Source organism: Cellulomonas sp. SG140 (assembly GCF_025770785.1).
Lineage (GTDB): Bacteria > Actinomycetota > Actinomycetes > Actinomycetales > Cellulomonadaceae > Cellulomonas.
This window is the reverse complement of record NZ_JANZLA010000014.1, coordinates 1-11,969: the sequence shown is the minus strand read 5'-3', so window position 1 is coordinate 11,969 and position 11,969 is coordinate 1. Positions and strand designations below refer to the sequence as shown.

Here is an 11,969-nt window from a genome sequence, read left to right as displayed (position 1 = left end):
GGCCGCCGTCCGGGCCCGGGACCCGCGGGTCAGACGGAGTGCAGGGCGTCGCGCAGCCGCACGCGCGCGCCCATCCGCACCACCGCGTTGGAGTAGATGCGCCCAGCGCCCCACACCAGCACGGGGATCAGGGCTGCCGAGATCGCCAGCGACACCAGCACCTCCCACGTCGGCGCGGTGCCCATGGCCACCCGGATCGGCATGACGATCGGTGAGGCGAACGGGATGAAGCTCAGCCAGACGATGACGGGGCTGGTCGGGTCCTGCACGCCGAGCGTGATGCCGAGCATGTAGGGCACCACCATCAGCATCACCACGGGTGCCGTCACCGAGCCGACGTCCTCCTGCCGGGACACCAGCGCGGCCAGCGCCGCGAGCACCACCGCGTACCCGGCGAACCCGACGACGAACCACACCAGCGCCCACGCGGCCGTCGCGCCGAGGCCGATCTTGCTGGGGTCCACCAGCCCGGTCGCGGTCGCCGTGCCGGCCGCGCCGGCGACCAGGACCACCACCTGGATCAGCCCGATCACGCCGATGCCCACCACCTTGCCGGCCATCAGCTGCCACGGCCGGATCGTGGCGAGCAGCAGCTCGACGACGCGGCTCGACTTCTCCTCCACCACGCCCTGCGCCACCAGCTGGGCACCCGTCTGCAGCGCGATGAACAGCAGGATCCCGGCGAGCGACCCGGCGATGATCTGCGCGGCGTCCCGCTCCGGTGTCGGCTGCAGGGCCTGCACGTCGAGCGTGGCTCCCGCCACCTGCTTCGCCACCGCGGCCGGGTCGCCGCCGAGCTGGGTGATCGCCGCGCTGAGCGCGGCCTGCCGGCGCACCTCCGTCAGCAGGGCGGTCAGGGACGGGTCCAGGCGCGACTTGACCACCACGGTGAACTGCGCGGGCGTCCCGGTCAGGGCGAGCGCCGCGGAGCCGTCCTGCACCTTCGCCCGTGCGGCCGCGTCGTCCGCCACGGGCACCGCGCTCAGGTGCTGCCCGCTGGCGGTGCCCGCCGCCTCGAGCACCGGACCGAGGGCCGCGGTCCCCGGCACCAGCGCCACCTGCTTGGTGGACGGGGACGCGGTCGCCAGGTGCAGGGCGACGCCGCCGCCGACGACGAGCAGCAGCAGCAGCCCGGTGATCAGGCGGAACGACTTGGACCGCAGCCGGGTGGTGATCTCCCGGCCCGCCACGAGGCGGATGGTCGCGCCGGCGCCGAGCCGGTCCGGGGTCGTCACGGTGCCGCTCATGCCGCCACCTCCGTCGGGACGCTCACCACGTCGCGGTACAGCTCCACCAGCGAGGGCCGCACGGGCCCGAACTCCCGGACGGCACCGGCGGCCAGCGCCGCCTGCAGCAGGGGTTGCTCCGCACCGACGGCGGTCGCGTCCAGCTCGACGACCGTTCGCGTCCCCTCGGCCTGGACCACGTGCACCCCGGGCACGCCGTCCACCCACGCGCCGCCACCGGGCGGCCCGTCCACCAGCCACCGCGGCCGTTCGTAGGCGCGCAGCTGCTCGATGCTGCCGACCGCCACCATCGCCCCGTCCTTGACGATCCCGACGCTGTCGCACAGCCGCTCCACCAGGTCCAGCTGGTGCGAGGAGAACAGCACCGGCACCCCCGCTCGGGAGCGCTCCCGCAGCACGGCGCTCATGACGTCCACCGCCACCGGGTCCAGGCCGGAGAACGGCTCGTCGAGCACCAGCACGTCGGGGGTGTGCAGCAGGGCCGCGGCCAGCTGCACGCGCTGCTGGTTGCCCAGCGACAGCTTCTGCACCTCGTCGTCCCGCCGCGCGCTGACGCCGAGGATCTCCATCCACTCGGTCGCCGCCGCCCGCGCCGCGGCCTGGTCCAGCCCGTGCAGGCGCGCCAGGTACTCCAGCTGCTCACCGACGCGCATCCGCGGGTACAGGCCGCGCTCCTCGGGCATGTAGCCGATCCGCCGGCGCGCGGCCAGGTCGAGCGGCCGCCCGTCCCAGCGCACCTGCCCGCCGTCCGCCGCGAGCACGCCCATCACGATCCGCATTGCGGTGGTCTTGCCGGCCCCGTTCGAGCCGACGAAGCCGAGGATCTCCCCGGCGTGCGCCGTCAGGCTCAGCTCGCGCAGCGCGCGCAGCTCCCCGTAGGACTTGTCGAGTCGGTCCAGCTCGAGATCGGGCATGCGCGTGCTCCCCTGACGGACGGCGGTACGCCACATCCGACCACGTGGAAGGCGCTGCGACCAGGCCTTTCAGCCCGCCAGGTGCGTGTCGTGGACGTCAGCCGGCGAGCGCGTCCGCGAAGCCGTCCAGCGCGGCGACCAGCTCCTCGGTGCCGGGCACCCGGTAGGCCGCCGACGTGTCGCCGTCACCGACCTTCACCGTGACGTCGTCGGGCCGCAGCGCGGCGAACGCCCGCTCGTCCGTCACGTCGTCACCGGCGTAGAGCACCAGCTCGGCGCCCAGCTCGTCGCGGAGGGCGGTCAGCGCCGCGCCCTTGTCGGCGTGCAGCACCGACAGCTCCACCACGTCCTTGCCCTGCATCACGTCCACACCGGTGTCGGCGCCGAGGGCCAGCGCCTCGTCGCACGCCACCGCCGCGACGTCCCGGGGAGCCAGCCGCGAGTGCACCACCACCGCGGTCGGCTTGCTCTCCACCCACACGCCGTCCCGACCGCGGGCGACGGTCGCGGCCCGGGCACCGAGCACCGCCAGCAGGTCGGCCTGCTCGTCGGTGAGCCGGACCACGTCCCGGTCCAGCCCGAACCGGGTGCGCCGTGCCCGCTCGGCGCCGTGGCTGCCGATCAGCACCGTGCCGGCCGGCACGGCGGCGAGCTTGTGCAGGTCGGCCATCGAGCGGCCGGAGACCAGGGCGAGCGTCACCTGGGGCAGCGCCGCGAGCCGCTCCAGCACCGTGACACCGTCGGCGGTGATCGCGGACCTCGACGGGTCGTCCTGGAGGGGGGCCAGGGTGCCGTCGAAGTCCAGCGCCACCAGCAGCGGCCGCCGCGCCTGGTCGTCCGCGACCGCCGCGAGGCGGTCCGTCAGCGCTGCCGTCCCGTCAGCCATCTGATCGCCCCCGCCGGTCGCCCGCCGTGGCATCACCGTCGAGCGGCGGCGCCGGCTGGCCCGCCTCGACCGCCGCCATGTCGTCCGACTCCACGCCCGCCGCCGCGTCCGAGCGGGCGCCTACACCGCCCTCGGACCGCGGGGACGGCAGGTGCTCGCTGCCGGTCCGGGGGTAGAGCGCCGACTGCAGGCTGCCGTCGCCCAGCACCGCCACCGGATCGGCCCGCAGCGCCGCGAGGAACTCCGCCGACCATGCGGACACGTCGTGCCCCAGCACCCGCCGGCGCAGCCGCCGCATCCGCTTGCGCGCCTCGCGCCCGTCGATCCGCGCGCCGTACGCGATGGCGTCCTTCAGCCCGTCGATGTCGTGCGGGTTGACCAGCAGGGCGCCGCGCAGCTCGTCCGCCGCGCCCGTGAACTCGGACAGCACCAGCGCCCCGCGCTCGTCGGACCGTGCGGCGACGTACTCCTTGGCCACCAGGTTCATGCCGTCCCGCAGGGCCGTCACCAGCATCACGTCGGCGGCCAGGTACAGCGCCGCCATCTCCTCCATGCCGTACGACTGGTGCAGGTACTGCACCGGGGCGTGGCCCACCTGGCCGAAGTCGCCGTTGATGCGGCCCACCAGCAGCTCCACCTCGTCGCGCAGCTGCATGTAGGCGCCGACGTTCTCCCGGCTGGGGCTCGCGACCTGCACCAGGGTCGTCTCGGCGGGGGACAGCCGACCCTCGGCCAGTAGCTCGCCGTACGCCTTGAGCCGGTGCCGGATGCCCTTGGTGTAGTCCAGCCGGTCGACGCCCAGCAGCACCACCTTGGGGTCACCGAGCTCGCTGCGGATCTCCCGTGCGCGCGCCGCGACGGCAGGCGTGCGGGCCAGCTCGTCGAAGGCGTGCGAGTCGATGGAGATGGGGAACGAGCCGGCCCGCACCTCGCGGTCGCCGACGGTGATCAGCAGACCGTGGGTCGGCAGGTCGGTCAGCCGTCGGACCGCCCGGACGAAGTTGCCCGCGTCACCGGGCCGCTGGAAGCCCAGCAGGTCCGCGCCGAGCAGGCCGTCCACCACCTGTCGTCGCCAGGGCAGCTGGGCGAACAGCTCCAGCGGCGGGAACGGGATGTGGCAGAAGAACCCGATCCGCACGTCCGGCCGCAGCTCCCGCAACCGGGCCGGCACCAGCTGCAGCTGGTAGTCGTGCACCCAGACGGTGCCGCCGTGCGCCACCTGCTCGGCGGCTGCCCGCGCGTACCGGTCGTTCACCCGCCGGTAGGCGTCCCACCACTGCCGGTGGTACGTCGGCGGCGTGATCACGTCGTGGTACAGCGGCCAGAGCGTGTCGTTGGCGAACCCCTCGTAGAACCCCTCGACGTCGCCGGCCGTCAGCGGCACCGGCACCAGGTGCAGGCCGTCCGCGTCGAACGCGTCCACCTCGAGGTCGGGGGACCCGCCCCAGCCCACCCAGGCGCCCCGCGACTTGCGCATCACCGGCGAGAGAGCCGTGACCAGGCCTCCCGGTGCCCGGGTCCAGCTCATCCTCCCCTCGTCGTCGAGGGAGATGTCGACGGGCAGGCGGTTCGCGACGACCACCAGCTCGTGGGCGCCGGCAGGCACGTGGGACAGCGCGATCAGCTCCTTCGGGCGGTGCCGTCCAAACTAGCGGCGTTCGGGTGCGGTCGCCCGGTGAAGATGCTGGTGAACCTGCTGGTGGGGGTCTGGTGACGACGCGGGCGGCGGGGCTGACGCCACCGGTTCGCGGCTCGGCTCGAGGCCCTGCGGCGCCGCGCGCTGGCGCCCGGACGGTGCGCGGATACCGTTCCGTCATGGAGCGGATCGGTCTGGCGCCGGGGTCGGAGATCGGTGGCTACACCGTCGTCTCCCCGCTCGGTGCGGGGGGCATGGGGACCGTCTACCGCGCGGTCGACGGCGGTGGCTCGCCGGTGGCGCTCAAGCTGCTGCACCCGCACGTCGGTGCCGACGCGGCCGCCCGCGCGCGGCTGATGCGCGAGGTCGCGGCGCTGCAACGGCTGCGGCACCCGGCCGTCGCCGCGGTGCTCGACGCCGAGGTCGACTCCACCGAGGCGTTCCTGGTCACCGAGCTGGTCGACGGGCAGGACCTCGCCGCCCGCGTGCACGCGCGCGGCCCGCTCGGCGCCGAGGAGCTCGCCGACCTCGCCGCCGGCCTGCGCGACGCGCTCGCGGCCGTGCACGCCGCCGGCGTGGTGCACCGCGACCTGAAGCCGTCCAACGTGCTGCTCACCGACCACGGCCCCGTGCTGATCGACTTCGGCATCGCGCAGGACGCGGGGGACGAGCACCTGACCTCCACCGGCCTGGTGATGGGCACGCCCGGCTACCTCGCACCCGAGCTGCTGTCGGGTGCCGAGCCGAGCCCGGGCAGCGACCTGTGGGGCTGGGCTGCGGTGCTCGCGTTCGCGGCGACCGGGCGGCCGCCCTTCGGCAGCGGGGCGGTGGACGTGGTCCTGGCGCGGGCGCGGACCGGCTCGGCGGACCTGGCGGACCTGGGCCCGGTGACGGCGGGGGCGCTGCGCCGGGCGCTGGACCCCGACCCGCAGCGGCGCCTCGCGGCGGACGACGTGGTCTCGGCCCTGCGGACGGCCGCGGTGGACGGTGATCCGGTGGACGGCGCGGCGACCCGCGTGCTGAGCGGAGCGGACGCGGCCGGCACGGTGGCCGTGCCGGCGCGGGTGGGTGCGGCGGGTGCGGGCGCCACCGTCGCGCTCGCCGGTCGGGGGGCGAACGACGGTCGCACGCGCGCCTTCGCGCCCGGTGACGCGGGAGACGGCGACGACATCCGGCTGGACGACGGTGCCGAGCCCGACGACGACGAGCCCGACGGCGAGCTCGACGAGCCGTACGACGACGGCACGGACCCGCGCCACCCGTGGCGGGTGCGTCCGGTGGACGTCGACGAGGCCGTCGAGTGGATCGAGGAGGACCTCGACGAGTCGACGGGGCCGGCCGAGGAAGGGTCCGGCTACGTGCGGCCGCACGCCCGCCGCCGGTGGGGGTCGGTGGCGGCCCTCGGCCTGCTGGTCGCCGCCGCGGGTGCCTCGTGGCCGGGGCGCACCCTGATCGTCGTCGGTGCGGTGGTGCTGCTGGTGCGGGCGTTCGGCTCCACCGTCGAGGCGATGCACGGCCGGCGGGAGAAGCACGGTGTCCGGGCCTCGGACCGCCTGGTCGCCACCGTCTCCAGCCCCTGGCACCTGCTGCGCGCGGTGCTCGGCCTGGTGCCGAGCGTGCTGGTCGCGGCGAGCGTGATGGTGATCGGTCTGGGCATCGGTTGGTGGCTGGTCGGCACGGGGCGCTGGACGGTCGGCACCAGTCACCAGGGCGGCCCGCTGCAGGGTCCGACGGCGTCGGTGCTGGTGGGCCTCGTCGTGCTCGCCGGCGTGGTGCTGCTGTGGTTCGGCCCGCTCTCCGCCATGACGCGGCTCGGTGCGCGGCGGGCGCTGTGGGTGGTCACCCCCAACTGGCTCGGTGCGCTGGTGCTGGTGCTGCTGGCCCTCGGCGTGACGGCGATGCTCCTGGTGCGGGTGCTGGACGGCGGCGCCATCGTCTGGTCCCCGCTGCCCACCCCGACGCTGCCGAGCGCCTGACCCGCGCGGCCCCGGCGCGCACGCACGACGACGCAGGCCGTGGACCCGTCCGGCGGATGCCGTCCCGACAGGTCGCTGCCCTACCCTGGCGCCATGCGCGCGAGCGGACGGCACGGTGCGGCGCTGGCCGCTGCCCTGCTGACCGCCGGTGCGGGCGTCGTGCTGACCCAGGGCCGCGTGCTGCTGCACGAGTGCGTGACCACCGGTTCCTGGGGACGGCTCGGCATCGACCTGCTGGTGCTGCGGGACCGGGCGGACTGCCCGGCCGGCACCCTCGGTCTCGGATCCGCGCCCAGCGGCGTCGTCGTCCTGCTGTCCGTCGCGCTCCCGGTGCTCGCGCTGCACCTCGCTCTCGTCGCGGGCGGGCTGGGGCTCGGCACGGTGCTGCTGCGGGCGGCTCGTGCCGCGGCGGCCCTGGTCCGCGCCGCCCTGACCCGTCCGGCGCCCGCCGACCGGCCGCTGCCGGTCGCGCGTCGCCCACGACCGCCGCTGCCCGCTCCGCGGGTGCGCCTGGACCGGTGGCTGGTGCACGTCCGGCCGCACCGGGGACCGCCGCTGCCTGCCTGAGCAGCCGTCCGTCCCCGCAGCAACCCGGAACCAGGAGTACAGCCATGCCCACCAACGAACCCCGCCCCAGCAAGGCGCAGCGCCGTGACGACGCTCGCGCCAAGGCGCTGCAGATGCGCCAGGAGCAGCAGCGCAAGGAGCGCCGCAACCGCATGCTCGCCATCGGCGGGCTGGTCCTCGCCGTCGTCGTGCTGATCGGCGTCGTCGCCACCGTGCTGATCAACAACAAGGCCGCCAAGGACGCCTACGGCAAGGTCGCCTACGGCGGTGGCGGCACCAACGTCACGGCGCCGAGCCTCGACTCCGTCACCAAGCCCAAGACGGCGGACAGCTCCGGCGGCATCCCCATCAGCTCGGGCGGTGTCGGCGTGGCCGGTGCCAACGACACCACGCTGACCATCTACTTCGACATGCAGTGCCCCATCTGCCAGCAGTTCGACAAGATCAACTCCGCCGACATCGACACCCTGATCAAGGAGGGCGGCGTCACCGTCGTCTTCCAGCCGCTCTCCTTCCTCGACCCGAGCTCGCTCGGCACCTTCTACTCCACCCGCGCCGGCAACGCGCTGATGGTGGTGGCCGACCAGGCGCCGGACAAGTTCACGGCGTTCATGACGGCCCTCTTCAACGGCCAGCCCGCGGAGAACACCCCCGGCCTGGCCGACGCCAAGATCGGTGACATCGCCAAGTCGGCAGGCGTTCCGGACAGCGTGATCGCGCACTTCACCGACACCGTCACGGGTACGTACAAGGCCGGGTCGGCCACCAAGACCGGCACGTGGCGCACCTACGCCCCGTTCCTCGCGGCGGCCACCCAGCACGCCAACGACACGCTCGGCGGCATCGCGACGCCGACGATCCTGATCGACGGCAAGCAGGTCGGCGGCCAGAACTCCTCGGACGCCGGCTTCTGGAGCACCCCCGGCGCGCTGCTGGCGAAGGTGAACACCGCCAAGGCGGCCAAGGGCTGATCCACCCCGGCCCACCCGTGGGTCCGGCGTGGCGACCGCCGTCGTGGCGGTCGTTACGCTGGACCCCCTCGCCTCCTTAGCTCAGCTGGCCAGAGCAGCCGCCTTGTAAGCGGCAGGTCGTCGGTTCGAATCCGACAGGGGGCTCTCCTGAGTGGTTGGTGAAAGTCGGCGCCTTGGGTTGGCAGAAGTCCGTCCATGCCTGATATGGGCATGACTTGGGCCTTCGGGACGCAGAGCAAGAGACCGTCCGAGTCCTTGAACGGTCCGGGCCTTGAGTTGGTGGGGACGAGTCCTCAGCGCCCCAGCGTTCGCGAGGGATGACGGCCGTCTGCGGCGAAGAGATCCGATAGGGACCTCGCTGCTCGAGACGCCCTGCCCCATCGGTAGCGCCGGCGTTGCTCCCCCCATCCAGCACGCAAGAACCGGCCCGTCCCACGTCTGTGGCGAACGGCACTAGTCCTCGACACAACCGCACGCCCCTCTGCTTGGACCGCCGAGCGGTCACCTCGGCCGTCGAACCGACGGGCAGTGAGCCACCGTCACCGACTCCGAGAGCGTTCCCTTGCTCCAATCGCGTCGTCGAAGTCGGCATGCTGTTCATGCACAAAGTCGGGATCGGTTTCGTCGAAGTCTCGGCGTCCAGCTGTGAGCCGAGTTCGGCGTGCGTGCCTCAACGAGTCATGAGTTAGTTCCCGCGGATCGACCGGAGTTAACCTTGGGTGGTGCACATCCAAGCACCTGAAGTCCCGACTCAGGCACTCCCATGGTGGCTAGATGGGGGTTGGTGGATAACTTCCTCTCTCGCCGCCATCGCAGCGCTGGCGGCGGTCTGGACCGTTTTGCAGGCGTACCGTGATCGGCCAAGGGTCGATTGGCGGGTCCGCGTCACAGGCTTTCACACCTGGAAAGACGTCCACCTCTGGAACATTGGTGACGCTTCGGCGATTAACGTTGAACCCCGGGTAACATTCGGGCATTTAGCAGACCACCAGCCACACGGGCCATTGTTCTACGCACTAATCAGCCCAGGTGCCGATTGTGCGTTCCGCATTTCGCACCAAGAGACAGACGAGCATCGTGTAGAGTTGGAGATTCATTACTTGACCGCGCCGGTACGCCACCGACGGAAAAGTGTTCTCAGGGTTGACCTAAGGACGGGAGAACAGTCTGTCTCGCGGCATGGCGGGTATCGCCTGAGAGCGAGATTGGGCAGGCTGCGCGGACTGATTGCGAGGCGCGGCAAGTCCGCCGGAGGGAGCGCCGCCGGAGGCGGCGCGCTTGCCTTGAAGTAGCAGCGTACCTTGGAGCCGGCACGGACCATGCTCTGAGGCATCGCTTCGGTTACCGGAGCGATGCCTCAGCCCGGACCGGCCGGGGGTCAACCGCGCCGATCCAGCGCCAGGGTGCGGAGCACCGTCCCAAGCCACGGGATCTTCCGCGCGAGCAGTTCGCGCCGTGGCAGACGGTCTGGAAGCGGCATCGCCGCTATGCCGCGGACGGAACCTGGGACCGGGTGCTGGCCCGGTTGCTGGCGGAGGCCGACGCGGCCGGTCAGATCGACTAGATCGTGTCGGTGGAGGCCACGATTGCGCGCGCTCACCAGCACGCAACGAACACGACACGCCCCGAGCAGGACACAGGGGGCCAGGTCGAATCACAGGAATCTGTCGCTCGAGGAATGTGAACCAGCAGGTCACGACGTCGGACGTTCGCGTGGCGGACTGACGACGAAGATCCACGCAGCGGTCGACGGACGTGGCCGCCGTTTGGCCGCGGTCGTGACTGGCGGGCACCGCAACGACGGTGCGCTGCTCGCGACGGTCCTGGCCGACATCCGCGTCCCACGCCTGGGCGCGGGCCGACTACGCACCCGACCCGACGCCGTCGTCGCCGACAAGGCGTACTCCGCGGGCGCCTACCGCGTGGCGTTGCGCGCCCGCGGCATCAAGGTCGTGATTCTCGAGAAGTCCGACACGATTGCGGCCCGGCGGCGACGCGGCGTCCGCGGCGGGCGACCTCCCGGGCTCGACGCCACCGCCTACTGCGGCCGCAACGTCGTCGAACGTCACTTCGCACTGACCAAGCTATGGCGCGGCTTGGCCACTCGATACGACAAGCTCGCCATCACCAACCGCGCCGCCGTCGTCCTCGCCGCCTGCATCACCTGGACCCGCGCGTAACAGGGTCAGGAACCAGCGCGGGCGCGGGACCAGACCTGCTCGCTCGTCGACCTTCCGCGCCTCCCAGCCATCGACGACCTGCGCCCACAGCACGACGGGATCTTCGCCAACGTCGTGCAGCCACCGCACACGCTGGAAGTAGCCGCTGGTCCCGGACCACTCTCCCCACCAGACCCGCAACTATGGGAGACACGCCCTGGCTTGTGCGTGTCCGCGGGGGCTCGCGAGTCCTCGATCGCCCGAGGTGCGATCAGTTCGTGCCCGTACCGTCGCCTCCATGTCCACGTTGCTCGACCGTCGAGCTACGGTCATGCGCGGTGGTGAGGCGGATCTGATCGTCCCAGTGATGCGCGTCCCTGAGCTGCTGGTGCCGACACCGCCCGATGGCGACGGCAACGACACGCTCGGCACGTTCCTTGAGGTCCCGTGTGAGTACGGGGTGATCGATGTCGTTCATGTCCATTTCGCGGGTCGCGAGCTGACCCGCCGCGCCGACGGGGCGCTGCTCGCAGTCCCAGAACGGCGGCTACTCATGACGCTGCGGATTCTGGAGCGTGAAGGCGGGGTCGCGGACGTGTCGAGGCTCGGCGTGCTGGGGAAGGTCTCAGCGCGCTGGTTGACCAAGGTGGTGGGCCCGCTTCTGGAAGCTCGTGGCTGGGTTCGCATCGCCGGCAGCACCTGGTACCTGCGCTCAGCTGTTGTCCCCGGTTGTGAGCGTCGTTGCCGTAGAGATCAAAGCAGCGCGATGCCGGAAGAGGGCTTGGCCAAGCGGGTCGGTACGCGGCGGCGGCTGAGTACGTTGCGCTCGCCCTCGGCCCGGAGGGACGGGCGGAACAGGCGGTGGAACGTGCGCGAGGCGGGCGTGCCGCTGATCTTGCCGAACTCGGGAGTGACGGGCTGGGTGATGATGGTCCTGGGAGCGCGCGGTTTGGGCACCGAAGTGAGTTGGGCGCAGCGTGCTTGGCTTGAGCCCGCTGGTGGACCGCTCGGCCAAGGAGGAGCGAGGGTCGCTGGGCGCATGACGCAGCGGCAGGAGATGCTTGAACTCCTCATTCGTGCGTGATGTCCGACGCAGGGTCAGGGCCAAGGCGGCGGCTCAGTTACGGCAGAGGGTCTTGCCTGATCCGGTGCCCACCACTTCGGTGCGTCGCCCAATCGGCACGTGATGGGTGCTTCCTGAGCCACTGACGCGGGTCTCGATGGCCTGCGGGCGGTGGTCAACAACGCCCGCGACCGACACCCATCGGCGGCCTTTCCTTCGCTGCTCAAGCGGACGCCCGCACGTGCCGATGGCACGGGCGTGCTGTCGGCGTCGGGCCTCGACCAATCAACGGCCAGTGGCGTCTCGTTGTGGATACCGGTCGTCGCCGCTCTTGGTGCCGCGCTGCTGACTTGGCTCGGCGCACTGGCTCTCGACCACGGTCGACGTGACGCGGAGGCCAAGGCAGCGGCTCGGGCGTCGCGTTGTCAACGACGGGTTGGAATTGACCCTGTGGCGACGGGGTGGGATTGACCCTCTGCTGGAAGCGCCTCGCGGCAGGTCAACGATGGTGGCTTTGGCCGCGGCCCGGAGGTCAGGCTCCGCACTCGAC

The 11,969-nt window shown here is 72.2% G+C and carries 8 protein-coding genes, 1 tRNA gene and 1 pseudogene; 6 read left to right on the top strand and 4 right to left on the bottom strand.

Annotation, left to right across the window (positions count from 1 at the left end):
- Window positions 1-29 precede the first annotated feature (29 nt).
- The 4 genes from N0B34_RS17670 to N0B34_RS17655 form a co-directional block, all read right to left on the bottom strand.
- Window positions 30-1,247: an ABC transporter permease gene (locus N0B34_RS17670; protein WP_263732596.1), complete on the bottom strand. Its 1,218-nt coding sequence runs from the start codon at window positions 1,245-1,247 to the stop codon at window positions 30-32.
- Window positions 1,244-2,161, bottom strand: coding sequence for an ABC transporter ATP-binding protein (locus N0B34_RS17665; protein WP_263732595.1), 918 nt, complete (start codon window positions 2,159-2,161; stop codon window positions 1,244-1,246). Before N0B34_RS17665 ends, N0B34_RS17670 begins: the two co-directional genes overlap by 4 nt.
- Before the next feature lie 97 nt (window positions 2,162-2,258).
- The gene (gene otsB, locus N0B34_RS17660; protein WP_263732594.1) at window positions 2,259-3,047 is read right to left on the bottom strand and encodes a trehalose-phosphatase; all 789 of its coding nucleotides are present in this window, start codon (window positions 3,045-3,047) and stop codon (window positions 2,259-2,261) included.
- Complete coding sequence (locus tag N0B34_RS17655; protein WP_318530003.1) at window positions 3,040-4,653, bottom strand: trehalose-6-phosphate synthase; 1,614 nt, start codon at window positions 4,651-4,653, stop codon at window positions 3,040-3,042. The genes otsB and N0B34_RS17655 overlap by 8 nt, the downstream gene beginning before the upstream one ends.
- A 209-nt stretch (window positions 4,654-4,862) precedes the next feature.
- On the opposite strand from N0B34_RS17655, the gene N0B34_RS17650 reads away from it, so the two are divergent.
- From N0B34_RS17650 to N0B34_RS17625, 6 genes and pseudogenes are all read left to right on the top strand, one after another.
- A complete protein-coding gene (locus N0B34_RS17650; RefSeq protein WP_263732593.1) occupies window positions 4,863-6,659 on the top strand; it encodes a serine/threonine-protein kinase in 1,797 nt (598 codons plus the stop codon).
- Window positions 6,660-6,752: 93 nt separating this feature from the next.
- The gene (locus N0B34_RS17645; RefSeq protein WP_263732592.1) at window positions 6,753-7,226 is read left to right on the top strand and encodes a hypothetical protein; all 474 of its coding nucleotides are present in this window, start codon (window positions 6,753-6,755) and stop codon (window positions 7,224-7,226) included.
- 44 nt (window positions 7,227-7,270) lie between these two features.
- Window positions 7,271-8,197 carry a DsbA family protein gene (locus tag N0B34_RS17640; protein WP_263732591.1) on the top strand — a complete coding sequence of 309 codons (927 nt, stop codon included), beginning with the start codon at window positions 7,271-7,273 and terminating at the stop codon, window positions 8,195-8,197.
- A gap of 70 nt (window positions 8,198-8,267) precedes the next feature.
- Window positions 8,268-8,341, top strand: a tRNA-Thr gene (locus N0B34_RS17635).
- A gap of 1,282 nt (window positions 8,342-9,623) precedes the next feature.
- Window positions 9,624-10,377, top strand: a pseudogene (locus tag N0B34_RS17630) (IS5 family transposase); the annotation flags it as partial.
- A gap of 277 nt (window positions 10,378-10,654) precedes the next feature.
- Window positions 10,655-11,440 carry a hypothetical protein gene (locus N0B34_RS17625; protein WP_263732590.1) on the top strand — a complete coding sequence of 262 codons (786 nt, stop codon included), beginning with the start codon at window positions 10,655-10,657 and terminating at the stop codon, window positions 11,438-11,440.
- Window positions 11,441-11,969 lie beyond the last annotated feature (529 nt).